This is a genomic window from Methylobacterium sp. J-118, from assembly GCF_057836565.1.
The window spans coordinates 4,846,051-4,871,559 of sequence record NZ_JBYQFA010000001.1; the positions used below are offsets into that span (position 1 = coordinate 4,846,051).

Sequence of the window (25,509 nt, forward strand, 5' to 3'; positions counted from 1 at the left end):
CGGCACCAGTCCTGCGGCGGGATGGGATGCAACGGGGCAACATACTCTCGGTCGTTGACGTGTGATTTTTTCCCACGTATACGATTTTTGATGGCGAAGCAACCGTCCTCATGCGCCATGGCATCAGTACTTTGTTTTTCCTGTAATCAGGCGCAAATCTCAAGTCATTGATGCCACATTTAGTGATGAAAGCCCTGGTATGTCTGTCGATTTATTCGTTTTGCTGACGTCGTCTTGAGTCGATGATGAAATTGCCAGATGTTCTCGCGATTCAGAGATTGAGATCGCTTTTTTCTGTTCGTCAGTCGCAGGGCTCACCACGTCTCCTAGTCATCGGGGGAGAGCAAAGCGCGGCCGTCGCGCATGCGATGGCGTGCATCGCACCGGAGGCGACTGTCACGTACAAGACAGCTGATGACGCGACAAAGCTTTATGCAGCGGAGCGGCTCTTAGCTGAGTTCGGCCGGCATGATTTTGTCTTCCTGAGCGCCGACCTTCCGCTGTGCCGCAACGGCGGAGCGATCGCGGGCCTGCACGGTCCCAAGGTCGCGCGCGTTCCGGTGATTACGTTCGCCGCTTTCCACCCCGATCAGGTCCGCGTCGGCTCCTATTCGCGCGTCCCGGTTACGGGCCCGATGGGACAGTCGCATTCCGCGCTCGTCCTGTTCGGCTACCTTTCTCGCCTGTCCCAGGGCGAGGTGTTGAAGCTGTTCCAACGCCGCGTCTTCGAGCGGGTTGGGTATTTCGACGCATGGGACGAGGCGGCCGAGCAGCTGCGTAAGCTCGGCGCTGAGGCTGGCTACGACCTGGAGGCATCGATCGCACGCTGGATGCGGCGTGGCTGCTTCATGCACTCGACAAATCAGATCAAGCTGCACGTCATCGTCGACCTCGCCCGAGAGCTGCTCGATCGAGTCGGGGTTTGCCATCAGCAATGCAACCTTGAGGATTACCTCTCCGGCGATCCCGGCAGAGGGGAGAGTTGGCCGGTCTATCCGGAGATCGCCGCCCATTACGGCTTTGCCGGTAGCGCCCTCTTTTTGCGGCCGGCATCGGGGCGGCGCTCGTCACGCTCGACGATGCCGCTCAACCGGTTCGTCGAGGAGAGTTTCGCCGCATACGCGCGCCTGCCTCGAACGTCATTGGTCAATCGCAGAGTCGCTCAGTGGCAGACCGACGTGGGTCTTCGGGCGGACCTCCGCCGCATAGTGGAGGAGGTGTGATGCTGCTCGGAAGGCGTATCACCGTCGTCCTCCCCGCCTACAACGCGGCTGCCACGCTCCAGCGGACCTACGCGGAGATCCCCCTGGACATCGTCGACGACATCATCCTGATCGATGATGCCAGTCACGACGAGACCGTGGCGCTCGCCCAGGCCCTCGGCATCCATACCCACCGCCATTCCTGCAACCGCGGCTACGGGGGCAACCAGAAGACCTGCTACAGGATCGCTCTGGAACGGGGCGCCGACATCGTGGTGATGCTGCACCCGGACTACCAGTACGCGCCGCGCCTGATCACGGCCATGGCCTCGATGATCGTATCGGGCGAATACGATGCGGTCGTGGCGTCGCGTATCCTGGGCAAGGGCGCGCTCGCCGGCGGGATGCCGATGTACAAGTACATCGCCAACCGCTGCCTGACCCTCGTGCAGAACTGGCTGATGGGTCAGAAGATATCCGAATATCACTCCGGCTACCGTGCCTGGAGCCGGGTGGTTTTGGAGTTCGTTCCACTCCAGGCTTGCTCGGACGACTTCGTGTTCGACAACCAGATGCTCGCCCAGGCGATGCATGCCGGCTTCCGGATCGGCGAGATCTCTTGTCCGACACGCTACTTCGACGACGCCTCCTCGATCGACTTCGAGCGCAGCTGCGTGTACGGCCTCGGCGTGCTCCGGACTGCGATAGCTTACCGCCTGCACCGTCTCGGACTGCAAGAGGCGCCGCTGTTCACGCCGATCTCCAGATCCCGGGATGCGCCGCCTCGGCGGCCGCAGGCGCAGCCTTGACCCTACCGTTCGTCGGAGGGGGCCGGTTCTGGTGCCTGTCCTTCCTGTGCCTCGGCCTGCCGGTCTCCGTCGCGCTGGCGCTGATCGTTCCGCTGGGCGAGGTCGCCGACGAGGCCGGGCACCTCGCCCGTGCGGCCGCGCTCGCCCAGGGACAATGGGTCGGGCATCGCGCGAACGTGCCTTACGCCGACGGCACCGTCCATCGGGTGGCGGGGGTAACGCTCGACTCCCAGTGGGACCGCCTCGCTCGCAGCCGACCGCCAGATTTCGGTGGCACCCTGGCGCCGAGCGATACCGCAGGGAGCGACGGAAATATTTTCATACCGCTTCACACTATCGCGACCTATCCGCCCCTCCTCTACGCCCCCGGTGCGCTCGGTCTGTCGGTCGGAGACGCGTTTGACCTCGATCCCGCAACGACGGCTCGGCTCGGACGGCTCGCGAACATCGTCGCATATATGGTTTTGGGCCTCGCAGCCCTAGCTTATGCCACCCGCGGGCGGGCCGCCCTATTCGCGCTCCTCTGCCTGCCGATGTCGCTCTCGCTCGCGGCATCGTTTAGCCAGGACGGGCTGATAATCGCGCTGGCAGCCCTCGCCGCAGCCCTGCTCACCCCGTGGTCCATGACGGAGCAGGGCGCGCGGTGCCGCCTGTTTGGGGCAGCTCTGGCCATAACCGCGATCGTGTGGGCGAAGCCACCATACGCGCCGATCGCCGCGATGTTGCTGATTCCGCTGCCGCCGGCTCGGCGGGATGGCCGCTTCTATAGGCGCCGGCTGTCCTTAATGGCTCTAACCGTGATACCCGCACTCCTGTGGACTGTGGTTGCCACTGTGTTCGTAGCAGCACCGGTGCCGCGTCCCACCTACGAGGCAGGTCCCCTCTGGTCTACGACTCGTCCGGCACTGTTCAACAGCACCGATCCGACAGCGCAGGCGCGGGTGCTCGTGTCGGCCCCTCTGCGATTCATCACTGTACCGGTAAAGTTCGTATTCAACCTGAAACACTTGATCGTGCTCGCGGAGGGGATGGTCGGCATTTTCGGCTGGTACGATCAGCCTCTACCCGGGGCGCTTTACGTACTGTGGGGCTGCTCGCTTTTTATACCGCTGCTCATCCCCTACCGCGAGCCTTTACCTTCATGGCCTGAACGTATCTTACTGGTGGCGTCAGTCATATTCTGCTGCTGGTTGATCGTGGTATCCCAATATCTGTCCTGGACGAACGTCGGTGAGGAACGGGTGTACGGGCCCCAAGGGCGATACCTGCTGCCGTTGGTCCCCTTGCTGATTTTAGCCTTTGCCAGGAGGCGGACCGGACGGGGCCCCGCACCTGACGGATTTACATATCTTCCGCTCGTAGCCGCGATGATCGATGTCCTCGCCGTGCCTGCATTTTATCTTAGATTTTGAATAATTTGTTGATGATTGATATACGCCCATATAATTACTGACTATTACAGTAAATCTGCCATGATATACACCGAATGGAGCACCCGACCCTGACGCGAGCGTGCGTCGTGCCGTTGCCGGGCCGGATCTACCGGCGTGAGGCGATCCGCGGCCGTTTGCTTGGGCCGGACTGGGATCCCAAGGCTGCCGACGGTCGATCAGGACAACGTTACGATTGCCCGGCACGCCTCAATGACGACGGCTTGAGCGATGACACAAACACGAATTGTCGTACGCGGTAGAACTTGCTGGCCGTACGCCAACATTTTGCGAGCAGGCGGAGTGACGATACGCGTCTCGAAGAAGTGGCGGTCGCTCCACGCCTGTGCCGGCGCATGGCTGACGATCCTGTCTGGTTGCGGTGGAGCGCTGATGCCGGGCATTCAGGTAGGCTTGGACGAAGGCGGCAGCACGTTCGGCTTCGACTCGCTGCCCTTCGAGATCCGAAGGGAGGACGGGCTTCTGCTCAAGGGTCACGCGTCGGTGCGTCTCCTACGCGTCAGCTTTTACACTCAGGATGCGAAGAGGCTTGTCGCGTGCAGTGGCGGTTTCACGCTCGATAGTGCGCATGCGCCTGTGTCTCTGAGTGTGGATTGCACCGGAACTACAATCATGCCTGGGACCGTGACGACGGCACGGGCCGATCGAGGCGAAGGGACGTTCAGTGAGCCGAATGGGCGTATCGCGACGTTCCGCTACGGCGCGTTGCTGGCTGAGGGTCCGTCCGAGAAGTCAGGCTGATCGGGTGAGACGTCCGACGAGGGTCATAACGGCCGCGGCATAGAGGAAGGCTTCAGCCGAGGTGAGAGCTGCAACCTGTGCCGAAGGTGATCACCTTCGACTGCTACGGCTGTCTGGATGTAAGACCTTCTTGGCGTCTGCAACGATGCGGAGGGCGCGATTGATGAGAGTAGAACTGGGCGGTCTGTAGGTGAGATTTGCAAGTGCAGGATCAGCTTCGAGATGCTGGCGCAGCACCATCTCGGGCGAAAGACCGTTGAACGCGCGCTGACGGCGACCCTTGTAGGCCGCGTTGAAGCCGAGCAGCACGATCTCCAGGTCGGCGTGGCTGTAGAGCGTGATGCCCAGTACCTCCCGCTGCGCCCGGCCGTTGAAGCACTCGACCATGCCATTGGTCTTCGGCGTGTAGGGGCGCGTCGTGCCATGCTGCACCCCGTGCCGCTCACAGGCGGCCTCGAAAGCCTAGACCGCGAAGCAGGAACCCCGATCGATGAGTTCGTGAGTGACCCGGAAGGGGAAGGCGTCGAGCGCGTTCATGAGGAAGGCCAGCGCCGAGGCCAGGGTCTCGTCATCCTTGACCGCGAGGCGCACGTAGCGGGTGGCGCAGTCGATTGCAACGTACAGGTAGCGCTTGCGGGTGGTGCCGTCGCGATCACGCAGTTTTGGCAGGTGCTTCACGTCGACGTGGACGAAACCAACCTCGTAGTCCTTGACGGTGCCATGCGGCTTACGGGCCTGCTCGGCGGTCGGCAACCGGTTGAGGCCCTACGCTCTGAGGATGCCGCAGACGGCGTGCCGGTTTAGGTGCGGCAGGAAGTGGCTGACGACGAAGGTCATCGCGTCGAGGGGAAGCCGGTGGACCGGCGGAGCGCGCACACGATGGCGCGCACCTCATCGCTGGCGCGCGAGGGCAGCTTATGGGATTGCGCCGAGCGATCCTGACACGCATCGGGGCCGCAGTTGCGCCATTTGGGGATGGTCTCGGTGGAGACACCGTAGCGCTTGGCCAGCACGTTTGAGCTCTCGGGCGAGCGGGCAATCTCGGCGCGGACAGCCCGGGTGGTGCGGGCCTGGGGATGGATGGCCAGCATCAACGAGCCCTCCTTGCAACACGGCGGCGCACGCCTTCGAACCGCCAAGCGTATGCTTTCATCGCCCAACGTGCCGCCTTTCAACGACGTTCCGCAACCAGACAGCTAAGTATTAAACCTGCTGAACAAGTTGACAATAAGACTAAATACCTATATAAGCTATGGCGGGCGATGCGAAGCTGCTCAAAGCCTGAGGCCATGATGATTCGACCACCGCCGCCACGGAAGCGATCGCACTGCGACCTGAGGCCGAGCTCTTCATCGAGCCTCGCCCACCCATCCACACCAAGCAAGGGGTCCCATCCGGGGCCCCTTTCGCATTTCAGGAGCTTGCCATGATCGCGATCGTCACCACGGCCGAAGAGCAGTCGACGAATTCAAACCCAGCGAGGGGCCCCGACACCGACACCAAGGCCGAACCCCCGATTGCCAAGCCCGCGCCAGCGCTGGTCGTATTCGGCGCCGATAAGGACGGGAAACCGCACGCCTCATGGTTCGCCGAGCCCGATACCGCCCTCGCGATGAAGGCCGCCGAGGTGATGAACATGCGGACCATGCTGCTCAGTACCGAGGCGCATCGAGCCCTCGCGGCGGAGCTTCCTCAGGGCCGAGTGTTCGCCTCGGGGCGGGCATTCGTGCCGTTCGTCAAGAAGGGCCTGTACGACCGCCTAAGCGCCCTGGCTGGGCCGGCCGAGGCCACAATAATTGCGGCCGCAGGCGAGAAGATTGCGAAAGGGCCTGCTACGGCCCTGGACAACGCGAATGACCAAACCCCCAAGGCGACTGCAACCACCGAAGCTCGGTTTCCGCGTAGCTGGGCCGGTGTCGTGGTCGGCAGCCTCGTGCTGATCTCAGAAGGCGAGCAGGACGGCTGGTACGAGGCCGAGGTGATCGAGGCGAAGGCTGGAGGGATCTTCAGCCTACGATGGCGCGACTGGCCGGACCTCCCACTCCTCGTGCGTCGCCGCGAGCACATGGCCCTGCTGCACCCCAATACCGCCGCGATCGAAGTGGCCTGAGGGGGATCTGCCATGAACACCCAGATCTATAGCGCTGGGTCGAGCCCCGCGGCGGCTGACCCCGTCGCGTGGGTGCGGGCCCTGAACGACGCCTTCCGGCGAACCTTCAGCGGTGGGCAGGTGGTCGAGACCCCCGGCGTGGTCGAACTGGCCGAGGCCGACCGCATCGCCCTACTGCTGGCCGTACGCCGCTTCAGCAGCTTTGATCCCGACAACGACCCATACGGCGAGCACGACTTCGGTGCGGTCGAGGTCGGGGGCGAGCGCTTTTTCTGGAAGATCGACACCTACGACCGGGCGCTGCTCGGAGGCTCGCCGGACCCGGCCGATCCCGCGGTCACAACCCGCGTGCTGACGATCATGAGCGCCGATGAGTATTGAGCCGTGAGCGCCGGGCTTCCCACGGACCCGAACGTCAGCCAGAGCGAGGCGGGCGACACATCAAGATCCATCGCTCCCGAGACGACAGGGGCGGCACCGACCAGACGGCGGTTGCTGGCCCTGATGGGCTCCCTGGCGACGGCATCGAATCAGCGGATCGACACCGCGCCAACCACCACGGCCTCGTCGAGCAGGACTCCAACCCCAGACCCGATCCCGTCGCTGTTCGCGGATTTTCAAACCCTGCTGGCCAGTCACGAAGCTGGGCTCGCGGAGGCCGATTGGCTCGAGGCGGGATTGGTCGCGAAGATCGGCTACCCGCGGGTGCGCCTACCTTCCGCCGCCGGCATCCGAGCCCGTTTCGCCGCCGACTAGGCCACCATTGAGCAGCATGTGCCACAAGGGCGCCAGCGCGAACGGCTTCAGCGCGCTTTCCAGCGTCGCCAGCGGCTTTGGGTTGAAGCGGCGGTCAATACTGGCCTGACCGCCGCGCTGGCCCGTGAGGCGGCCGCTGGCGATGACGTTCTGGCAGCGGTTTCGACCCTGCTCGCCACGCCAGCCTCAACCGCAACAGGGATCATGTTGAAGTTGCTGGTCCTGCTGAGCTGGCAGGAACCGGGCGCCTTACTTCGGGACACTTCGCCCTGGCGCGAGCTGCACCTGATCCTATCCGACCTCGACGCGCTGACGGCTTGGTCATGAGCATCGGTCTGGCCCTAGGGTTACGGCTTCGGCTTTCGCCCGGCCCGCAATGGTTTGGGTCTGGCGGCGCCTTGATCCGGTTCAGTCAGCAGGTTGGCGATTGGCACGCCAAGGACGGTGGCGAAGGCTTCGAGGGTGGCGATCGTCACGTTCTCGGACCCGCGTTCGACCCGGCCGACGTAGGCCCGGTCGATGCTCGAGGCGAGCGCCAACCGCTCCTGAGACAGGCCCTGCTCGACCCGCAGCCGACGCAGGTTCCAACCGATGATGCCCCGCGCGTCCATCTCGCGACAGGGCACGATCGACGGCTTGACAATCGACGGACCAACAGTCCCTGATTACCTCAAGCTGTCGGCAACGCAGCATCGCAACATCGACCACAGAACGAAGGGGACAGGGGGATGGGGGGCTACCTAAAAGCGATGAGGCGCTACGCGGTGTTCCAGGGCCGGGCGTCGCGTGCCGAGTTCTGGCAGTTCACCGCTGTGCTTCTCGGCCTGGTGTTCGTGACACTCATCATCGACGCCGCCGTGACCCAAGAAACGGATGTCGTTTCGAAGAAGGACCCCGCAGGTATCTTCACCGCCTTGGTAGTCCTCGCTCACCTCCTCCCGTCCTACGCCGTCACAGCCCGCCGCCTGCACGACACCGATCGGTCAGGCTGGATGATCCTGCTGCTGCTGATCCCCTTCGTCGGACTGGCGCTGATCGCGTTCTCCTGCATGCCCGGCACCCCGGGGCCGAACCGCTACGGGCCGGATCCGCTCGTCGGCGACGGCACGGGCGGGGGCATCGGGCAGGCCGCCATCGGAAGTCCGTCCCCGACCCCCCTCCAGCCCACCACCACCGGCCGGGTCGACGTGATCGCCGAGCTCGAACGCCTGGGCCGCCTGCGCCGGGAGGGGCACCTAAGCGAGGCCGAGTTCGACGTGATGAAGGCCGAGGCCCTGGCACAGGGCCGCCGGTGAAGGCGTCGTCACCCTGATGGACATCCAGCAGATCACCGATGGAGAGAGCCGATGAGGATCCTGTGCAGCATTGCGCTCGCGAGCGCCGTGGCGACGTTCCTGCACCCTCGGCCGGCGTCGGCGCAGTTCGGTGACGGGCTGACCCAGACCGCGATAGCGGTTCAATCCTTCGAGAAGAGCTCCGAGCGCTGCTTCTACGAACCGATCGTAGGCCGGGCGCTCGACCGGCTGCGCGAGCACTACGCCGAGACCGAGCCCTACCGATGGCGACGTGCGCTGCGCGAGAATAAGGATGCCGACGACATCCTCGGCAACATGACCGCCTTCGCGCTGCAAGGCTCACCCTACACAGCTGATCCGAGCTTCAGTGGGTCGCCGAAGCCAGCCGTACCGAGGGACACCCGATGCGTCGGCTCGGGCTTGGCAGTGGGCGCGGCGCTGCCATTCGCGGCACCGTTGATCGGGTTCGATCAGACCCTGCTTGCCGAAGCCAACCGGCTGATGGAGGGCAAGGGACGCACTCTGGCTGTCGCCGTCCCCAACGCGGCAGTGCAAGCGGATGCAGCTCGGCCCAATGCTGCGGCGCCCGAAAGCCCGGATGCTCCTTCCGGTCCGGCGTTGGTGATGAACGTTCGCTCCCCGTTCCGAGGCGCGACGTTCGTCGATGTTTCGCCAGCCACCGCGCAGCAGTTCGGCATCGGCGTCGGCACTTATGGGGCAGTCATGGCTTCCTGCCGGACCGACGACTTCGCGACGTGCAGCAACTTCAAGCGCGGTGATGTGATCGTTCAGGTCGATGGGGTGCCGGTCAGAAGCATTCAGGACCTCAGCAGGGTGGCGAACAGGGTGAGTCCACGTTGGACGATCACTTTCATTCGCAGCGGCGAACGGGTGACCTCGACCTTCCCCGGCTAAGGCGGTTTTCACCGCCGAGGCGAGAGCGTGAGGATTGTACACGTTGGTTTGTCCGCTAGGCGCCTGCACGGGATACACGCGATGCATGGGCTTTTTCGAAGGGTGGGCAGGGGGTTCAGGCGTCGACGCCCAGGTGCAGTTGCCCAAACCGGTCAAACAGCCCCTCGAAGCCCCTAAACCCGCCTCCGAACGGCTCAACCGGGTCAGAAACGCCGCCAGAGCGAGTTTAGATGGTTGCCTACCTTCGAGTCTTGTCATGATCGATGTGAAGTACATAGCCAAGCTCGGCGGGGGGCGACGCGGCAAGGTAGGTGTTTGGGACTGCTGAACCTCGATCCCAACCCGGTCAACTAGTTCCTCGACGCTATCGGATCCATCCTCTATGCCGTTGCCCAATGTGACGGGCGGGAGCTGGGGCGTGCGGTTCAACCATGTTGCCAACCGCGTGAACCCGGGTCATTTCCAGCTCGTTGTGGTCATGTTCGTCGGGCAGCTGGGGTTTGTGGAGCTGCGGCGGACCGAACGCGCCGTTTGGCTGCGGCAACCCGGGGCCAACGTCGACCTTCAGCTCAGCCTTAGCGACACCGGGCACCGAGATCACGACCGGGAGCGCTCGCAGATCTCATTCCTCAGTGACACACCGGAAGCCGACCTCAATCGGTTGGCTGCGTGGTTCACAACGCGGGGGCTGCCGGCTCATATCGGTGCCTACTCCGATCGCGAGTTCTACCTCGACGTGCCGGCGGCGTTCGTCGATTTCGTCCTCGAGGCGATGCTGCCCGAGCTCGCCGCTTACGACGTCGAGGTATGACCCTTTGCGGACCTCCCGCCCCGCCTATTCGAATGTCCGCTTGGAAGGCGAAGCAGCCCTGGAAGCTGGTACTACGCCTAGGACCAGACGGATCTGGTCTTGAACCGCGGATTGGATCTATGAGGCCATGGGCATGTGCATCACGCGCGTCGGCGTGTTCTCGTCGGCCAGCTTGCGCAGGGTCCGCGTGTCCTCGGGCGTCTAGGGTTGCCCGGACTTCGTCAGTGTATTCGCCATCATGCTCTCCTGCGTTTCCTCACGCCGCGGCCTTCACGGCTGGCAGCCGGTGGAAGGGTTCGAACTCCGGGGCGACCTCCCCGAAGAAGTGACGGCGCAGGTCGGGGAGTTGCTCGCGCGCCTCGACGACGGCCCGGTTCTTCATCTCGGCGATGCGCGAGACGTCATCGAGCGTGTAGCGATCCAGCGGGACGGTCTGGTCGATCCGCCAGATCGCCTTGCGGTCGTGCACGTCGCCTGTGATGATCTTCGCGGCGCCGAGGGCGCTGTGGGACTGACCTGCCATGAAGAGCCGGGCGAGGTTCGGCGCCGCACCGAGCTTGCCTCCGATCCGGCTCGGCGCCTTCACGTCGTTGGTCGTTCCGATGCTAAGGATCTTGAGCCGGTCACCCGGCCACCGCAGAACGCCGACCGCCTCGACCGCCGCCACGCCGATAGGATTGTTTGCCCAAACACCGCCGTCGACTAGTTCGATCTCCTCCTTCGTGAGGTAGGGGTCGAGGAAGGTCGGCGCCGCCGCGCTCGCCATTGCGGCATCAACCGCCGGCTGAAGGTAGTCGGTCTCGAAACGCGGGTGATGGGCGGTCTTGTAAAGATAGACGCGCTCCAGGATCGGATGCCAGGCTGGGATGACGAGCCGGGTCTGGCTCTCGCCGATCAGGCGACCGCCGATCACCTCGTCCAGCGCCTCCCGAAGGCTCGTGTTGGAATATTTCGTGCCCATCCAGTGGCGAGTCGACCGCGCCTGCTTCGTGATCCAGTTCGCGATGGGGCCGCGATGTTGGTCGAAGATGGCGGGGCCCTTCTCCTCGTAGAAGCGGAGGATCTCCCCGGCGGTGAGGCCGAGGCTCAGTCCGGCCGCGATTATGGCGCCGGTGGACGTGCCGACGATCAGGTCGAAGTAGCGGCCGATGCGCTCGTCGAGATGCTCTTCGAGCTTGGCGAGGAAGGCGGCCGGAAAGACCCCGCGGATGCCGCCGCCGTCGAGGGTGAGGATCTTACGGAATTCGGGACCGTCGCTGCCGGGTTTCATCACGCGGCCTCCTTTGCAGTCTGAAGGACCTCGATGAGGCCGGGGTTGTTGACGATGATTTTGGCCTCGACATCGGGGGAGACATGGACGCCTCCGCCCCGCCACTCTCCGGTCGCCAGCCAGTCCTCGAAGTACCAGAGCCAGAGGACCGCCCAAGGCACGATGGTGCGGTCCAGCAGCATGGAGGGCCGCCACTCGTAGGCGCTGGGAAGGTACAGGCAGAGCCGCGCCGGCCGCTCGGAGTAGAGATGCGGAATCTTCGCTCCGTTCGCGAGCGAGGTCAGGTCGGGCTGATCGACGAAGGTGGCCGGCACCCCGTTGACCCGATACGTCAGGCGCAGGTCGTACGTGCGCGAGATCGGGGACGGGGAGGCCTGGAACCGCCATGTCAGCGCGCCGCCCGCGATGCCGCCATCGCCCCGAATGATGGGGCTGGCTTTAAGGTTGACGTGCTGCTGGGCGAGCGTAAGGCGCCGCGGACCAGAGGGGGGGCTCATCCGCAGTCCCGCCCGTAGAACGTGTTGCTCCTGACGGGGACAGCGGCCGGCGCGGCCGTCAGCCCGACGAGCGGCGCCACCCCCAGCAGGCCAGAGCGGCGGGCGCTGGCGATCTCGTTGTCGAGCGCGGTGAAGGCGGCGCCGACCGGGCGGGGACCGAACGATTCGTCCATCCGTTTCCGCACCTGGTCGGTGCCATCGACGCGCGCGAGGTTCTCCATGTCGGCCACCGCCTTGGCGTGCCAGGTAAAGAAGGCCTTCGCCTTGTCCGGGTCGTCGTTCCAGCGCTCCGCGAAGTTCTCGTCGATGGTGGTCTCGTTCGGGATGTACCAGCCCGGGGATCCGTCCGGCAGCGTCCGGCCGATGAAGCCCGGCACCCCCCGCAGCACGGCGATCATGAGGTCGAACTCGGTGTCGTAGACTCCCGCCTTGACGCAGCGCTCGTAGCTCCATGCGATCAGCGTGGTGAGGATGACCGAGATCGGCCAGAGGGCGAGATCCTGCCCCTCGAAGTGGACGTCCCGGTGCCGCTTGGCCACTTGGACGATGTTGCAGAGGATGCTGCGGCCGCTGGAGGCGACGGGGAACGGCTCAATGTTGGCGCGGCTCTTGATCGCCTCGTCCACGGTCTTCGTGAGCATGATGACCGGCACCAGCGCAGCGCGGGCCTCGAAAGCCTTGCGGTATCCGCGCGGGTTGCTGCCCTTCCACTCCAGCAGGCTCTTGTCCGGGACGAGCTCGCCCTGGTTGCGGCAGGCGAGGTTCAGGATCGAGGGCGTGATGTCGAGGTGGAACTCGTCCGCGTAGACCAGCCGCCAGCACCGGATCTTCTCCTCCAGCAGCCGGGCGTAGGTCGCGTGCGCCTTAAGGCGGTCGCCGATCACCTTCTTGATGTAGGCGGGCGTCCACACAGTGGTCCCTGCGGGCATGAACGCGACCAGATCAACGTCGTGTTCGTTCTTGCCGATGGGGCGCACCGACGTCCCGAGGGCGGTGGAGCCCTGTAGGTAGATGGAGAGGTCGTGCAGCAGGAAGTGCTCGCCGGCACCGAGCCACCGGGCGACGCCCTCGTAGCGCTCCTTAGCCTGCTGGAGCCGGCTCTCGGTGATGTCGAGCTCGGCGCACATGCGCGCGAGCAGGTTGATGAGGTAGGCCTTGCGGTGTGCCAAGCGGTGATCGACGAACATGCGCATCTCCATTGAGATGGGCGGCGCGCCAATCTCCATAAGTGAAGCCATTTATTGGGGTGCGGCCGAACGTCGTCAAGGGTCCGTTTATCACGAACCCCGGCGGCTTAGGCGATACGCTGGTAGACGAACTCGACGCCGCCCGTATCGGCAACGCTTTCCCGCCGCAGCAGGAAGCCGCTCGACCAGAGCTGCTTGAGCTTCATAGAGGCGTTCGCCACCGTGACGTGGATCGCGTCCGCGATTTCGGCAGCACGTGCGTGCGACCGTGCCACGACGAAATCGAGTGCGGCCTTCGATCCGGCGCTGGGCTCGGAACCGATGAACCGATGACCCTTCGCATCGGCGATGACCAATGGCTGCTCGACACGTCGGGCTGCCGCGTCGATATTTTCCTCAATGTAGGGTGTGGCGATCTCGAACAGGTAGAACCCCTTCTCACCCTTGTAGCGGCGGGCGAGCTGAACGACCGTCTCGGACGCGAAGGAGTAGTCGACCTGCTTCACGCCCTTGAAGGAGATCGGGAAGATTGTCTGGTCGGGATTGCGCTCGACATGCTCGACGAGCTTCGAGAAAACCGGTCGACCCATCTCCCGGCCCCAGCCCTCGGACTTGGGCATCATATCGCGAAGCACGATCATTGGAGCACCTGGTTCATGTCCGTCATTTAAGCGGTGATGATGACGTCAGACAAGAGACAGCTCGAAAGCGATGTGAGTTCCGGCGAGCTTCGGTAACTCCGATGATAGGATGGCGGTGTTTGGAATGTACGCCTCCCCCGAGGGCACCAGCGTCACCGCTTGCGACCTCAGCCGCACATCGAGCGTAGCTCGATATTTGATTGCTTTGGTCGCGCACCCCTTCAGGCCATTCCCGTGAGAGGGGTCGTCGAAACGCGACAAGCCATCGCGGAACATCTCCACGAGCAGGTCTACGTCCCGGACGTGGCGATAGCTCGGATCTCGATCTTCCAAGGGAGGCCTGATGGTTTGCATCAGCCCACGCCCATTATCAGAGACCACGACACGCGCCTTGTTGGAGGCAGGGTACGATTGGAAGGCCGCATGCCCGGTCGCACCGTCGCCACCGTGCAGGTACACGTTCTCGATGAGTTCCGAGAGAATTGTCGACATCGCATCCTCGAATTGCGGGAAATCGGTCCTGGCCCCGCAGGTCGCGTTAATGGTCTCCTTCAGCTTAGAGATCAGGTCGTGGGCATCCATCCCCGGGCGGATGGCACAGATTTCCACGAGGCCCCGATTGTTGCCTCCGAAGACATACGCGCCGGACACGACAGGACGATCCGGCGACACCTCAACCTCAGGCGTGAGGTGATCGAAAAACCCCATCCGGTCGAGGTACCCCATCGCTGGGCCGTCTTCGAACACGAGCCGGACTGGGATGCCTTCCGCGATAATCTGGTTCGAATAGGCAAGGAGGCGGACGCAAGCGTCGAGCAACATCTTGGTCCCGCTCGTCACCTGGAAGGTGACCGGCGCAGGCGAGGCGAAGAGATTTCCCCCCGAACGTACCGCCCTGTCGACATCGCTCGCCCTGAGCCAATTCCCCCCCAGTCGGATCAACATGCTCGACGGCGCTCTTGGAGACGAATCGGCGATGATACCTGGGCGGCCGGGATACCGGCCTCTGACCCACGCCACAGCTACAACTAGGCGCTCAACCCAAGGTTCGTGAGGCTTTCGTCGATCACTAGCCCCTTCTCGGCCGCCCACTTATCAGCGGCCTGGCGCTGCCGGCTGAGGCTGTCGCCGTGCATCTGCTCCGGGCGCGGGAAACGGCTGTATGGGTATGCCATGGCCATAACGGCGACCGTATCGATGCCCAAAGGTCAGGGTCAACTTTATGGAGCACGACATGAGGGCGTTGTGGTCGCCGGACCGACCATTCCATCTCAACGGCAGCTGTCGGATTTTAAGCGGCCATTCAGGTGGTTTTGCCCGAAGTTCCGCTGATGGCGCATAGCGGCACTTGGTTGACCTGATGCCGCTCAGCTGTCGGCTCGGTCATCCCAGCTAAGCTTTGCGAGCGGATCGTCCTTCCAGGCCCTTCAGGCGCCGCCGCAGCCCGGCAATCTCCGAACTTAGCACCCCGGAGATCCTGTACCGCTGCCGGGCCTTCCGCGTACCGTCCGGCCGCCGAGTCGTGATCGTCACCTCGTGGATCCGCGCGCGCTGCTGTGCCTCGACCTTCGCTTGACGCGCAGTCGCGATCGCATTCGGCGGGGATGAGGACACCCGCTTCGCCACTGCCCGCTGACGCGCCCAGGCGTGCAACCCTTCGCCCGGCGAGGCCGCAAGCGCCTGAACCCGGCTCGGCAGCACCTTGGCTGATTCGAGATGCTGGATCGCCCGCACGTCCCGACTGATCAGTTTGCGCGCCGCCAGCAGCTCGGCCGCGGTCTCACCGCCGTAAGAGACGAATCGCTCGACTATCAGGTGCAGGTCGTGGGTCGTGCGCGAGCGCTTGCGCCCGCTCAGCGTTTCAAGCTCGGCCATGATCGCGGTCTGCAGTGGGCTGGCGCTGATTCGGATGTATGTGGCGTAGGCGAGCGCGATGGTCTCAAGGTGCTGCGCGTCCGATGCTTTGCGGATGTTCAAACCCGCCCGCTGCAGCCAACCCGCGCTGTCGAGCGGCTGCGTTCCCGCACCTCGGACCTGATGCAAGAAGTGTTCGGCGTCGGCAGCCACGGCGTCGCGGCTTTCAGCTTCGGCGCTGATTCGATCTGATGCGGCAGGTTCACTAGCAGGCTTTGCCGCATTCGGCTCGGTATGCGCCCTCAACGGCTCGTGGCGGTGAAGCGGCTGGGTTGCGGGGGAGGGGGGACGAGGTCGGTTAAACCGAAAGGCTGGGACCGTATCATTGAGCATGGCCTTGATCCATTCCGAGCAAACGGCCGCGCGTCGGGTTAGCGCGACACCTCGTTGGTATGAATTGGCGACGTGCTGATGGCCGACCAAAGCCAGCTTCGTCCAAGGCTGTCCGGCCCGCTCGACGGGACACAAACTGGACACCGAGTGCGGCGGCTTGAGCTAAGTGCTTGATTTCGTTGGCGCGCCCTACGGGAATCGAACCCGTGTTTTCGCCGTGAAAGGGCCGCTACCAGAGCTCCGGCTAGCTAGGAATTACAATCTAAGTAACTGACAAACAATAATTTTGCGTCGGCATGCTAGCGCTAGCTAACCGGCGTCGGCCCCCGTATATTAGGCCATATTAGATCAAGCAAGCGGTCGGGCTATGGCACGGACGGTCAGAGACGCAAAACTAGAGAGCCGGTCGGCTCGTGCGCGGCTCACGCCTCAGCCCGCACCTTACTGGCGGTGTCTCATCCCCGGTGAGTTGCACCTCGGCTACCGCCGACGCCGCAAAGATGCCCCCGGGAGCTGGGTTGTTCGGCGATACCTTGGGCTCGACGCCGGTGGTGTTGGTCGCTACCGGGCGGAGACGCTTGGTCTCGCCGATGATTATCAAGATGCCGACGGCGCGACTGTCCTGGGCTACGCCGACGCACAACGACTGGCGCACGAGGCGGCCAGCGGCACCGAGGATGCTTCGGCCGTGACGGCCGCGCCTCTTACGGTGCGGGTCGCCGTCGAAGACTATCTAACCTTCTTGCGAGCCGAGCGCCGCAGCGCCGTCGACGCGGAGAGCAGAGCACGCACTCACATCCTGCCCGCCCTAGGTGAGCTGCGCGTGGATGCGTTGACGACGGATCTTCTCGTCCGTTGGCGCGATGGCCTGGCAGCAGAGTTGCCGCGGGCGCGGACGCGTCTTGGCGAACCTCAGCGCTATAAGAATGCTCCGATTTCGGACGATCAGCGGCGCGGTCGTCGAGCGACCGTGAACCGGACGGCCACCGTTCTAAAGGCAGCGCTGAACCGCGCCTTCGAGCACGGGAGAGTGGCCGATGACACCTCTTGGCGACGTCTCAAACCTTACCGAAACGTCGGAGCAGCTCGACCGGGCTGGCTAACGGTTGCCCAAGCTCAGCGCCTGATCGCTGCTGCTGAGGCATCGACCGGGTTCCAGAGGCTCGTTCAGGGCGCGTTGCTGACCGGCTGCCGCTACGGCGAGTTATGCGAGTTGCGGGTGTCCGATTTCGCCCGCGGGCTGCTGACAGTGCGGAGATCAAAATCTGGCAAAGCACGAGATGTGCGATTGACCGAGGAGGGGGGGGCATTCTTCAAGGCGATAAGTGTTGGACGCGACGCCGAAGAGCCCATGTTCGCCCGGGGCGACGGTCAACCATGGGCAAAATCGCTCCAGGGCCGCCCGATGGCGGCAGCATGTCGAGCGGCCGGCCTAGCCCCAATGGGCTTTCACCAACTCAGGCACACTTGGGCGAGTCTCGCTGTGATGGGCGGCGTGCCCTTGCTCGTCGTAGCTCGCAACCTCGGCCACAGTGACACGCGAATGGTCGAGAGGCATTACGGTCACCTAACGGAAACCTACCTCGATGAAGCCATCAAGGCGAGCGCGCCTAGATTCGGAACTGCGGAGGCACTCGCGTGATCGATAGCTCTTCATGGTGTGTTGATCCGCCGCCGTGGGAGGATTTCGATCACGTCTGCAATAGGCGTGACTGGCTAGAATACATAGACAGGCGCCTTGAAGGCCTATTTCAAGAATATCAAGAAGAAGCAGCATCGAGAGAAGGCGAGTTTTTCGACACCATTATGGAACGCAGTAAACATCAACTCTCTGACACGGAGAGGGATGCTCTGCTCATGGGCATGACTAGCTCCAGGTCTACCGAAGGTAGATGGAAGCCGCTCACGAGGGTCATTAGAACAACGGACATATCATCCGAGTTGAAAAATATAATTTCAGATCTCATCGAGTACAACGGCTTCCATCCGAGAGCAAAATTCGAACCGTTAGAAGAAATTACAGAGGATGATTTCGTTATTCATCACCGTTTTATCTGGATGTGCGATTTGCTGCGCAAAATTTATCCGGAGCGGGACGAGAGAGCGGTCGCGGCGCGAGCGAAAGATGTCGTCGGTCATTTCGTCGCCGATGATACGGGGAGGCCCGTGACGGAAGCTAAGGATGAGGTCCGCGCTCTCACGCGAGGTCTGGAGACACGTCCCGAACGGACGAGGCTCAGGCTCATCAGGGCCCGCGTAGAGAGGGGTGACCGATTGCTGCAGATTCCTTGCCGCGTATATACGCGTAAATAGGCCCGACCTCCATGGCCGGGTACGCTCCAGAGGCTTCAAGCTAGCCCCTGGTAGATCCCATGGAATTACATCAGAATCTATTCGTACAAGTCTCTGCTTTTACTATCCCAGAATTCTGCCGAAGAAACGCGATATCGACCCCGACTTATTACGAACTGAGGAAACTTGGCCGCGGGCCGAGAGAAATGCACCTCGGCGCGGCGATCAGGATCAGCGCTGCGGCCGAGAGCGATTGGCAAGCGGCGCGGGAAAATCCGGTCGGCCTAGAGGCTGAAGAGCTTACAGCTGCCGCCGAGCGGCGGCGGGCGAAATCCGCGCGCGCAGTAAAACGCAGCCGCCGATCATCAGCGGAGTTACGCTCATGAGCGCCGAGGCTATCGCCTGCGCCCTCGACGGCCGGCGGAGCGGGCTGGCAGTCGCAAATCCAGCTTTGAGCCGCAAATGCGCGTCTAACGTCCGCTTACGCGCTTTGTTTGCCGCGGGACCTCCGAAGCAGCAGGCCAACGGCCGGCCCTGCCCGTGCTCCGTCCACGCGCGGGAGAAGCCGAGGCCTTTGCGCAGCCACATGCTGGTTCCGGACGCGGCGCTCGCCGCGATGCTGAAGATCCCGGCGTCGGCTGCCTGAGAACGAAGGGCCGGCCCGGTAGCTCGGCCGTAATCTTCGTTTCGGAGCCCCTGAATTCCTCGGTTAAGGTCCTGACATGGATGAGCCCGCGAAGCGGGCGCTCCACAGGCTCTATTCCAATGATGTCGCTTTACCGGTCGACGCTTCGGAATATAGCCCAAGCAAGAGCGCACCGCTAGCTCAACCCATTGAAATACCGGTAGAAACTGTGCCGGCGGCCTGTCCGGCGACTGATCGAACTCAGGTCCACGCCTTCCTCGAACGGCTCCACGCCCTGGCCGCTTCGGCGACAGCCGGGCTCCGCGATCCGGGCCAGCTGCAGCTCTCCTGGATCTTCCCGGACGGCGCCTCTCAAACGGCGCAGTTCGCGATCGGCGAGATCGACCACATGGTCGACGAGGCCGTCCGCCAGTCGAACGCGGGGTTCAACGTCTACGTCGAGGGCCGCACGGTCCGGAGGCGCGCCCGCGGCGAAAAGGGCCGCGGCACCGAGGGCGACACGGTCGCGGCCTTCGCACTCGTGGTCGACGACGACGCAGACAAGGGCAAGGGCGCCGAGATCACGGTGGCGCCGACGTTCACCGTCGAGTCCTCGCCCGGCAACACGCACCGCTGGTACGGCATCGTCGCGGGGCTCTCCGGGCCGGAGGCGAAGGAACTCGGGCTCGCCCTCCGGGCCAACACGGGGGGCGACTCCGATACGGGCGTCATCACCCAGCCCTACCGGGCCGCCGGCACGGTGAACTACCCCACGAAGACGAAGCGCGCCCGAGGCCGGGTTCCGGTCGACACGAAGGCGCTCGCCCTGGACGGCCCGGTTCGGTCCCTCGACGAGATGCGGGCCGCGTTCCCCTACGTCGCGCCGCCCAAGGTCGAGACGGAGATCCCGGAGGGCCTGACGGGCCGGGTCAGCGCGAGCGCTGAGGCGCTGCTCACCGTGCCCGAAGCTCAGGTTGCCGACCGCTCGTCGCAGTTCCACCGCGCAGCCTGGGCGGCCTACCTCGACGAGCTGACGGTCGACGATTTCGAGGAGACGTGCCGCCGGCACCCCGAGGGTTGCGCGGCCAAGTTCCTGACCGGGAGCGATCGTCTCCGCGTCGAGGCCGAGCGTAGCTACGCCAGCATCGCCGCCGCGATCGCCGCGCGTCCTGAGAAGCCGGAGCCCGCTCCGGTCGATCCATTCTATCCGGACACCGCGTTGCCGCGCCCGGAGGCCGAGAAGGCCCTCGACGCCGGGATCGCGCACGCCTTCGACCGCGCTGAGGAGTGGCTCCGCCTGAGAGCGCTCTCGCGGGATCCGGACGTGATGATGGTGCTGCCGCCCCCGCCGGTCGTGGGGCTCCCGGTCGGCACCGGCATTGGAAAAACCCGGGCCGGGATGCGGAAGGTCGTGACGTTCGTCGAGGGTGGGCGCCGGGTCTTGTGGGTCGCTCCCCATCACAAGCTGACGGCTCAGGTCGTGAAGGACTTCCGGACGCTCAAGGCCGACGCGGAGGTCTGGTACGGGCGCGAGGCCACGAGAGAGGCCGGCGAGGAGATGTGCCTCGATCCGGCCGCCGCGAAGCTGGCCGCGTCGATCGGCGCCCCGGTTCAGCAGGCGGTTTGCCACCGGGTCGAGGGCAAGAACCCAGACAGTTCGCCGCGGGAGTTCTTCTGCGACTACTTCCATGCGTGCCCCTACCAAGAGCAGCGGGGGGCGACGCCTCAGATCTGGGTCGTCCCGCGCCAGTTGCTAACGCAAGCGCAGAAGGCGCTCGGCGAGATCGACCTCGTCGTGATCGACGAGGGTTTCTGGCAGTCGTTCGCCGAGCGTCCGGTCTCGCTCGCGCTGGAGGAAATCCCCGCGGCAGTGAGCCTGGGTGAGCGGGCCGGCGCGCGCGAGAACCTTGGCAAGAAGAAGCCCGCGCTGGACGCGTCGCCGGAGGAGGCAACCGCCACGCTCGACGAGCGGACGGATGGCGCGGTGCGGATGATCGAGTGGCGCAGATCGCGGCTCGGGAAGATGCTGGCCGAGCATGTCGCGGCGTTCGAGGCGGAGCAGGATCCGGAGGCGCCGATCGCGGACACCGTGAAGATGGGGCTGCGCCGCGAGATCGTAGAGAAGCACTTCACGGCCGACGCGCTCCAGCAATCCGGCTCGGACGAGTTCCTGCTCAAGGTCGCTTCGGCGCTTCGGCCCGGGATGACGCCCGAGCAGCGCAAGAAGGCGGTCGAGGCCACGAGTGACGCGCAGTTCGCCCTGCGGCGGGCGGCGATCTACCGCGAGATGCGGGCGTTCCTGCTCGACGAGGGGGCCGAAGCGTCCGGCCGGCTCGAGATCCAGCGCAAGCGCGACGGCGACGGTACGCGGTGGACCGTGCGGGCTTGGCGTCTCTCGGAGATCGTGGAGGCGCTGCGCAAGCCGACCGTCCTGCTGGACGCCACGATGCCCGGCCCGGAAATCCTCGCGCCGATCTTCCCCGCCGACGCCTACCAAGCCGTCGAGATCTTGCCGCGGGTCGCGGCGGAGCTGCCACCGAATGTCCGGGCGGTCGCCGTCGTCGACGGGCCGTTCTCGAAGAGCAAGCTCACGCCCGGGAAGGGCCAAGAGGCGAACCGCAACATGGTCGCGGTAAGCCGCTTCCTGCGTGACAGGTTCATGGCTTCCGGGGGCGAGCCGATGCTCGCGGTCGCGCAGGAGGCTTACGAACGATGGCTCTTGGGCCTGCCGCCCAAGGATGCGGCGCCGAGCGAGGCCGAGCCGAAGCGCCAGATCCCGCCGGGCGTCGAGACGCTACACTTCAACAACCTGACCGGCATCAACGGCTACGAGAAGGTCCGGACGCTGGTCTCGATCGGGGGCACGCTGCCGAAGACCGTAGCGGTCGAGAAACTCGCCGAGGTCCTCACTGGGCGCGAGGTGAAGCCGGCCGGCTACGTCCGGGTCAAGCGCGGCCTCCGCCTGAAGGGCGGGAAGGGCTGGGCGGTCACGTGCTGGGAGCACTCGCATCCGCTGTGCGAGGCGATCCGCCGGAACATCTGCGAGGACGAACGCGAGCAAGCCGCCGGCCGGGCCCGGGCCGTTAATCGGAAGCCGGGCGAGCCGCTCGACATGTACGTCCTCGGGAGCGGCGTGGTCGACATGACCTTCGACGCCGTCGAGGACTGGGGGGCTCCTGGGTCGTGGGTCGAGTACGCCGAGGGCGGAATCGTGCTGGCGGACACCGCGGACCTGATGGCCGCCTGGAGGCTGACGGAGAAGGAAGCTCGCAGGGCTGCGCCTCCCTGGAAATCCACAAAGGGTCGCGACGCGCCCCATTCTCTCTATAGAAACTATATAGGGAACAGGGCGGACGGCGACCCTCTGTGGATCGCTCGGCCGAGATCCCTCAGATTCCAGCGCAGGGGCTGCGCCCGAGTCTCGACCGCGTACCTCCTGGCCGGAGCGCCTCGCCCGACGAGTTCCTTGTTCGCCGCACTGACGGCGCTACGGCTCGGCGCGATCGACTGGATCGAGGTTGAGGGCGAGCCTCGGCAGGCCGCTCCCGACTCCAGAGGCGGGGTGCGCGTGGTCCTCGACAGCGCGGCCGACACGGCGCGGCTGTACCCCGACATCTACGTGAGCGAGGACGCCGTGAAAGGACAGCGCAAGCGTGACGGCGGAGCGCCGCATCCTCAGGGGTGGGTCTCGTTCCGCTACCAGCACGCAGGTGCCCGCCAGAAGTGGCGCACTGGCTGCTACGACCCGGAGGCGTACGCTGATCCGGTCGACGTCTGGGTGCGAATCGAGCTGGGTCTCGGCGTCGAGCTGACAGCATTCGAGTTGGTCGCTGCTGATGCCTCGAAGGCTCCAGAAACACGGCGATCCGCGGAGGCTGAGCCGGCGAAAAAGTCCGGCGCCTCAATCGGGGTGTTCTCCGACTTGAGTCCCCTCGACCGCGAATTGCTCTGCGCGGGCATCAGCCTAAAGCGGTTCGGCGCGGCCCTCGCCGCGCATGCCGTTTCAAGCGAAATGATCGATCGATGGAGTCTCGCGACCTAGTCTCCACGCAATCCCACACACCCGCTGCCCCCGCGACGCGCAACCGCGCAGCGAACGGGCCCCGCCCGCGGCGTTCGGCTCTCGGCCGCGGTAACTTTACAGCCCGAGCCCGCGCCGCACGCGTACGGCCCGCCTAGGCCAACCCAATCATCCGCACGATCGAGGCCGGCGGGAACGGCGTCCCGGCCGCCGACGTGTAACCGGCCGCGGCCAACTCGGCCGCCACGTCCCGGAGCGGCCGGCGCCGTCCGTCGACCGGGTAGCGGTGTAAGCGCTTCGCCAGCTCGACCATGGCGGCGTCGCGCTCGGCATAGGACTTCCGAGGCGATATCGTACTTCGCAAACCCAGCGACGTGCGGGCTTAGGCCGCGGGGCAACCTACAGGGCAGCATTCGCTTGTGGATAAGTCGGTCGGTGGCAGGTTCATGAATGCGCACAGCCGCTTAGGAACCGCGCAACTTGGGGTAACAAGTTAACGACCTGTGAAGCGTGTGGGGGTTTCGCGGAACCGTCCACCGGTTTACGGTTTCGTAGTGTGAAGGCGCGACCTTCGTACAGCCGAGCTTGTGACGCGGTGGAATTCTGTCAGCCGTAGCCCCTACCCTGGGAAGGTTGGGGGAGCTTGTAGGGTTTCTGACAGGCCCTACCGAGTTCGGAAATGGTGGCCGCCTCTACCCAGGGGCGGCCGCCTGCATTTCTAGCGGTGCTCACAGAGCACGTGCCACTTCTCTTGCCTCTGCCGAACCTTCTTCTGGTTCGTGTGGTGATAAGTGGAAACCCAAAGCTCGCCCGGCCCGACACGCTTTAATGCCAGCAGATAAGGCTTCCCAGTCACGCAGCTATTATAGACTACGGATAAGCCGTCTCGTCTTTTTGGATCTCGATAGTACTTGCCGCGCTCGACAGCAAAGGTAAGTAGCATCAAGTCATCAATCGTCATATCGGTGGGATGACTCTCAAAAATGTGACGAGCCTCTTTCGTTTTTAGATTTACAATGCCCGGCACACAATTAAGAGCCGAGGCAACGGCGTATGGCACGTTGCCAATATTCAGAATTTGCCGTTGTCCAGCGATGAGCTGTATGAGCTGACTGAGTTCGACGGCCATCAACGCTGCAAGCCCGCGGTGCCTAATCCGCTTTTGTAGGGGCCGCGCACCTCTGGTTGGTTGTGCAGCTTCTACGAGAGAAGATGCAATCTTAGCGACTCAGGCGAACTTGGCAAACCCGATAGGGCTGTGGCTGCGGTCACCCCCCCTCCTTTGCAGTACTGGGCTTTCTTGTCCGGGGCGGTGCCACTTTAGCGAACGTTCGCTCAAACGCCTCCCCCGTCTCATCACAGCCGAGTTCGCGGGCGGTTTGCTTGAAGCGGTCGAGTTGGGCCTTGTGGTCACCCGACGCACGCTTTTGGTGCTCCACCTTAGCCGCCGTCACACATCCTACGATTCTGATTTAAAAGGCCCACTCATCTCAGCTTAAGAGCTTGTTCTCGATAAAATGTCTCCTCGTCTATAAGACCATGACAATGATACCCAGCTTCGCCGTAGACTGCGAAGAATTTTTTTTCGCCGAGCACTTCAAAATTTGCATTCATAAATCTTTTGGTTATATCATTGAAAGCCAATAAGTATTCAGACTTGCTGATATCTTCCGAACGCAACAATTGAACGAGTTTGCTTTGCTCTTCTCGCGTTCGAATTGTTAGATTTATGAGTTTGATCTTTTGATCTTCTGACAGATCGTCCACTCCGGCGGACCACAACATGTGTTCGAGAGCTTCTCTCTCAGATGCGTCGACACTCACATATCTAAGAATGTCATCGGGAGAAGGTGGGCCGCGCCGATCTTCAAGCATCTGCTGCACCTTTATTTTGACATCGAAGACCTCTTGATCCTCGATTTTATCGTATTCGATTAGGTCCGGCGCGTTTTGTGTAAGTCCCAAGCAAAGTATCAAACGCGCTGGCCACGGGCTTGTGCCGTAAGGGCCGAAGCGTCGCTCCGATAGATTATACCCCCGCGCTTGTTCGACCCTTATTAAGCCTGGCGAGAGGATACGGTTTGCTGTTTGGTGGCAGACACCTGTCACGCCGTACTCAATACCAGCTGTACCCCGCATTTTCGATATGCAGTTCGACCAGTACGAATTGCCCAAACCACTGACTATAACTTTACCACCGGAATAATTGCCCCAGCACCGCCAGATCCACCCGCAACTACTTGTAACGTAGGTATGATCCCACATCGGAAGTGTCTGCATGGGGACGGCTCTACCAGCCAGCAAGGCATGGCTTGATCCGCTCACCGCATAGCCTCCAAACGTCGACTGGGTAGGCCATTAGGGCGTTGCAAAACCAAGCTGGGCAATACGCATTGCCAAGCCGTACACCGAAATCGTTGGGCTGTTACCTGATAGGCACGCAGCAGCTTAGACCACGCGACCACTGCGCGGCCCAATGGCGGGCAAACCGGCATGCCAACCGCTCGATAGTCAGTATCTTCGCACAAGTTATCTTCCTTCACCGCCGATCGCAGTTTAGAATAGATATAATCTACGCTTACGCATAGCCTCGTAGGTAGGCGCAATCGGCGTCGAGGGAAAGAGTCGGTCGTGACAGC

Annotated in this window: 24 protein-coding genes and 1 pseudogene; 14 read left to right on the plus strand and 11 right to left on the minus strand. The window is 63.6% G+C overall.

Features of this window, described 5'->3' with window-relative positions; all coding sequences use genetic code 11:
- Window positions 1-242 precede the first annotated feature (242 nt).
- From AC3IF3_RS23775 to AC3IF3_RS23790, 4 genes are all read left to right on the plus strand, one after another.
- A complete protein-coding gene (locus AC3IF3_RS23775) occupies window positions 243-1,223 on the plus strand; it encodes a WcbI family polysaccharide biosynthesis putative acetyltransferase (protein WP_489230532.1) in 981 nt (326 codons plus the stop codon).
- A complete protein-coding gene (locus AC3IF3_RS23780; RefSeq protein ID WP_489218519.1) occupies window positions 1,223-2,011 on the plus strand; it encodes a glycosyltransferase family 2 protein in 789 nt (262 codons plus the stop codon). Before AC3IF3_RS23775 ends, AC3IF3_RS23780 begins: the two co-directional genes overlap by 1 nt.
- A complete protein-coding gene (locus tag AC3IF3_RS23785) occupies window positions 2,008-3,423 on the plus strand; it encodes a DUF2142 domain-containing protein (protein WP_489218520.1) in 1,416 nt (471 codons plus the stop codon). The genes AC3IF3_RS23780 and AC3IF3_RS23785 overlap by 4 nt, the downstream gene beginning before the upstream one ends.
- A gap of 321 nt (window positions 3,424-3,744) precedes the next feature.
- Window positions 3,745-4,203, plus strand: coding sequence for a hypothetical protein (locus tag AC3IF3_RS23790; protein ID WP_489218521.1), 459 nt, complete (start codon window positions 3,745-3,747; stop codon window positions 4,201-4,203).
- Window positions 4,204-4,293: 90 nt separating this feature from the next.
- Here AC3IF3_RS23790 and AC3IF3_RS23795 read toward each other — a convergent pair.
- A pseudogene (locus AC3IF3_RS23795) lies at window positions 4,294-5,294 on the minus strand (DDE-type integrase/transposase/recombinase).
- Window positions 5,295-5,629: 335 nt separating this feature from the next.
- Between AC3IF3_RS23795 and AC3IF3_RS23800 the strand changes: the two are divergent.
- From AC3IF3_RS23800 to AC3IF3_RS23815, 4 genes are all read left to right on the plus strand, one after another.
- Window positions 5,630-6,313 carry a hypothetical protein gene (locus AC3IF3_RS23800; RefSeq protein WP_489218522.1) on the plus strand — a complete coding sequence of 228 codons (684 nt, stop codon included), beginning with the start codon at window positions 5,630-5,632 and terminating at the stop codon, window positions 6,311-6,313.
- A 12-nt stretch (window positions 6,314-6,325) separates the two neighbouring features.
- Window positions 6,326-6,694 carry a DUF3768 domain-containing protein gene (locus AC3IF3_RS23805; RefSeq protein WP_489218523.1) on the plus strand — a complete coding sequence of 123 codons (369 nt, stop codon included), beginning with the start codon at window positions 6,326-6,328 and terminating at the stop codon, window positions 6,692-6,694.
- Window positions 6,695-6,805: 111 nt separating this feature from the next.
- On the plus strand, window positions 6,806-7,069 hold the full coding sequence (locus AC3IF3_RS23810) for a hypothetical protein (protein ID WP_489230533.1): 264 nt from the start codon (window positions 6,806-6,808) through the stop codon (window positions 7,067-7,069).
- A gap of 18 nt (window positions 7,070-7,087) precedes the next feature.
- The gene (locus AC3IF3_RS23815; RefSeq protein WP_489218525.1) at window positions 7,088-7,396 is read left to right on the plus strand and encodes a hypothetical protein; all 309 of its coding nucleotides are present in this window, start codon (window positions 7,088-7,090) and stop codon (window positions 7,394-7,396) included.
- Window positions 7,397-7,416: 20 nt separating this feature from the next.
- Here the strand turns inward: AC3IF3_RS23815 and AC3IF3_RS23820 are convergent, their stop codons facing one another.
- The gene (locus AC3IF3_RS23820; protein ID WP_489218527.1) at window positions 7,417-7,680 is read right to left on the minus strand and encodes a helix-turn-helix domain-containing protein; all 264 of its coding nucleotides are present in this window, start codon (window positions 7,678-7,680) and stop codon (window positions 7,417-7,419) included.
- Window positions 7,681-7,797: 117 nt separating this feature from the next.
- Here AC3IF3_RS23820 and AC3IF3_RS23825 point away from each other — a divergent pair, with 117 nt between their 5' ends.
- The 3 genes from AC3IF3_RS23825 to AC3IF3_RS23835 all read left to right on the plus strand — a co-directional run bounded on the left by AC3IF3_RS23825 (window position 7,798) and on the right by AC3IF3_RS23835 (window position 10,090).
- Window positions 7,798-8,364, plus strand: coding sequence for a DUF805 domain-containing protein (locus AC3IF3_RS23825; RefSeq protein WP_489218528.1), 567 nt, complete (start codon window positions 7,798-7,800; stop codon window positions 8,362-8,364).
- A 51-nt stretch (window positions 8,365-8,415) separates the two neighbouring features.
- The gene (locus tag AC3IF3_RS23830; RefSeq protein WP_489218529.1) at window positions 8,416-9,279 is read left to right on the plus strand and encodes a hypothetical protein; all 864 of its coding nucleotides are present in this window, start codon (window positions 8,416-8,418) and stop codon (window positions 9,277-9,279) included.
- Window positions 9,280-9,661: 382 nt separating this feature from the next.
- Window positions 9,662-10,090: a VOC family protein gene (locus tag AC3IF3_RS23835; RefSeq protein WP_489230534.1), complete on the plus strand. Its 429-nt coding sequence runs from the start codon at window positions 9,662-9,664 to the stop codon at window positions 10,088-10,090.
- Window positions 10,091-10,346: 256 nt separating this feature from the next.
- Here the strand turns inward: AC3IF3_RS23835 and AC3IF3_RS23840 are convergent, their stop codons facing one another.
- The 6 genes from AC3IF3_RS23840 to AC3IF3_RS23865 form a co-directional block, all read right to left on the minus strand.
- A complete protein-coding gene (locus tag AC3IF3_RS23840; protein ID WP_489218531.1) occupies window positions 10,347-11,360 on the minus strand; it encodes a CBASS cGAMP-activated phospholipase in 1,014 nt (337 codons plus the stop codon).
- Window positions 11,360-11,857, minus strand: a complete 498-nt coding sequence (locus AC3IF3_RS23845) for a type II CBASS E2 protein (RefSeq protein ID WP_489218532.1) — start codon at window positions 11,855-11,857, stop codon at window positions 11,360-11,362. The genes AC3IF3_RS23840 and AC3IF3_RS23845 overlap by 1 nt, the downstream gene beginning before the upstream one ends.
- On the minus strand, window positions 11,854-13,044 hold the full coding sequence (locus tag AC3IF3_RS23850) for a nucleotidyltransferase domain-containing protein (RefSeq protein WP_489218534.1): 1,191 nt from the start codon (window positions 13,042-13,044) through the stop codon (window positions 11,854-11,856). The genes AC3IF3_RS23845 and AC3IF3_RS23850 overlap by 4 nt, the downstream gene beginning before the upstream one ends.
- A gap of 107 nt (window positions 13,045-13,151) precedes the next feature.
- A complete protein-coding gene (locus tag AC3IF3_RS23855; RefSeq protein ID WP_489218535.1) occupies window positions 13,152-13,685 on the minus strand; it encodes a hypothetical protein in 534 nt (177 codons plus the stop codon).
- Between the two features lie 45 nt (window positions 13,686-13,730).
- Window positions 13,731-14,630, minus strand: coding sequence for a hypothetical protein (locus AC3IF3_RS23860; protein WP_489230535.1), 900 nt, complete (start codon window positions 14,628-14,630; stop codon window positions 13,731-13,733).
- Between the two features lie 447 nt (window positions 14,631-15,077).
- Entirely contained in the window at window positions 15,078-15,752 is a 675-nt protein-coding gene (locus tag AC3IF3_RS23865; RefSeq protein WP_489218536.1) for a hypothetical protein, read from the minus strand.
- Window positions 15,753-16,401: 649 nt separating this feature from the next.
- On the opposite strand from AC3IF3_RS23865, the gene AC3IF3_RS23870 reads away from it, so the two are divergent.
- From AC3IF3_RS23870 to AC3IF3_RS23880, 3 genes are all read left to right on the plus strand, one after another.
- Window positions 16,402-17,574 carry a tyrosine-type recombinase/integrase gene (locus AC3IF3_RS23870; protein WP_489230536.1) on the plus strand — a complete coding sequence of 391 codons (1,173 nt, stop codon included), beginning with the start codon at window positions 16,402-16,404 and terminating at the stop codon, window positions 17,572-17,574.
- Window positions 17,571-18,245 carry a hypothetical protein gene (locus AC3IF3_RS23875; protein ID WP_489230537.1) on the plus strand — a complete coding sequence of 225 codons (675 nt, stop codon included), beginning with the start codon at window positions 17,571-17,573 and terminating at the stop codon, window positions 18,243-18,245. Before AC3IF3_RS23870 ends, AC3IF3_RS23875 begins: the two co-directional genes overlap by 4 nt.
- 833 nt (window positions 18,246-19,078) lie before the next feature.
- A complete protein-coding gene (locus tag AC3IF3_RS23880; RefSeq protein WP_489230538.1) occupies window positions 19,079-22,891 on the plus strand; it encodes a hypothetical protein in 3,813 nt (1,270 codons plus the stop codon).
- 133 nt (window positions 22,892-23,024) lie between these two features.
- Here the strand turns inward: AC3IF3_RS23880 and AC3IF3_RS23885 are convergent, their stop codons facing one another.
- From AC3IF3_RS23885 to AC3IF3_RS23895, 3 genes are all read right to left on the minus strand, one after another.
- Window positions 23,025-23,183 carry a hypothetical protein gene (locus AC3IF3_RS23885; RefSeq protein ID WP_489230539.1) on the minus strand — a complete coding sequence of 53 codons (159 nt, stop codon included), beginning with the start codon at window positions 23,181-23,183 and terminating at the stop codon, window positions 23,025-23,027.
- A 405-nt stretch (window positions 23,184-23,588) separates the two neighbouring features.
- Window positions 23,589-23,999 carry a hypothetical protein gene (locus AC3IF3_RS23890; RefSeq protein ID WP_489230540.1) on the minus strand — a complete coding sequence of 137 codons (411 nt, stop codon included), beginning with the start codon at window positions 23,997-23,999 and terminating at the stop codon, window positions 23,589-23,591.
- A 356-nt stretch (window positions 24,000-24,355) separates the two neighbouring features.
- On the minus strand, window positions 24,356-25,150 hold the full coding sequence (locus tag AC3IF3_RS23895) for a hypothetical protein (RefSeq protein WP_489230541.1): 795 nt from the start codon (window positions 25,148-25,150) through the stop codon (window positions 24,356-24,358).
- Window positions 25,151-25,509: the final 359 nt, after the last annotated feature.

Excerpts from the sequence above, each read along its gene's own strand:
- AC3IF3_RS23780 (WP_489218519.1), top strand. The coding sequence starts at position 1,223 with ATGCTGCTCGGAAGGCGTATCACCGTCGTCCTCCCCGCCTACAACGCG.
- AC3IF3_RS23830 (WP_489218529.1), top strand. The coding sequence starts at position 8,416 with ATGAGGATCCTGTGCAGCATTGCGCTCGCGAGCGCCGTGGCGACGTTC.
- AC3IF3_RS23860 (WP_489230535.1), bottom strand. The coding sequence starts at position 14,630 with ATGTTGATCCGACTGGGGGGGAATTGGCTCAGGGCGAGCGATGTCGAC.
- AC3IF3_RS23850 (WP_489218534.1), bottom strand. The coding sequence starts at position 13,044 with ATGTTCGTCGATCACCGCTTGGCACACCGCAAGGCCTACCTCATCAAC.
- AC3IF3_RS23835 (WP_489230534.1), top strand. The coding sequence starts at position 9,662 with ATGCCGTTGCCCAATGTGACGGGCGGGAGCTGGGGCGTGCGGTTCAAC.
- AC3IF3_RS23775 (WP_489230532.1), top strand. The coding sequence starts at position 243 with ATGATGAAATTGCCAGATGTTCTCGCGATTCAGAGATTGAGATCGCTT.
- AC3IF3_RS23825 (WP_489218528.1), top strand. The coding sequence starts at position 7,798 with ATGGGGGGCTACCTAAAAGCGATGAGGCGCTACGCGGTGTTCCAGGGC.
- AC3IF3_RS23845 (WP_489218532.1), bottom strand. The coding sequence starts at position 11,857 with ATGAGCCCCCCCTCTGGTCCGCGGCGCCTTACGCTCGCCCAGCAGCAC.
- AC3IF3_RS23805 (WP_489218523.1), top strand. The coding sequence starts at position 6,326 with ATGAACACCCAGATCTATAGCGCTGGGTCGAGCCCCGCGGCGGCTGAC.
- AC3IF3_RS23855 (WP_489218535.1), bottom strand. The coding sequence starts at position 13,685 with ATGATCGTGCTTCGCGATATGATGCCCAAGTCCGAGGGCTGGGGCCGG.
- AC3IF3_RS23885 (WP_489230539.1), bottom strand. The coding sequence starts at position 23,183 with ATGGTCGAGCTGGCGAAGCGCTTACACCGCTACCCGGTCGACGGACGG.
- AC3IF3_RS23840 (WP_489218531.1), bottom strand. The coding sequence starts at position 11,360 with ATGAAACCCGGCAGCGACGGTCCCGAATTCCGTAAGATCCTCACCCTC.
- AC3IF3_RS23800 (WP_489218522.1), top strand. The coding sequence starts at position 5,630 with ATGATCGCGATCGTCACCACGGCCGAAGAGCAGTCGACGAATTCAAAC.
- AC3IF3_RS23820 (WP_489218527.1), bottom strand. The coding sequence starts at position 7,680 with ATGGACGCGCGGGGCATCATCGGTTGGAACCTGCGTCGGCTGCGGGTC.
- AC3IF3_RS23895 (WP_489230541.1), bottom strand. The coding sequence starts at position 25,150 with ATGCAGACACTTCCGATGTGGGATCATACCTACGTTACAAGTAGTTGC.
- AC3IF3_RS23890 (WP_489230540.1), bottom strand. The coding sequence starts at position 23,999 with ATGGCCGTCGAACTCAGTCAGCTCATACAGCTCATCGCTGGACAACGG.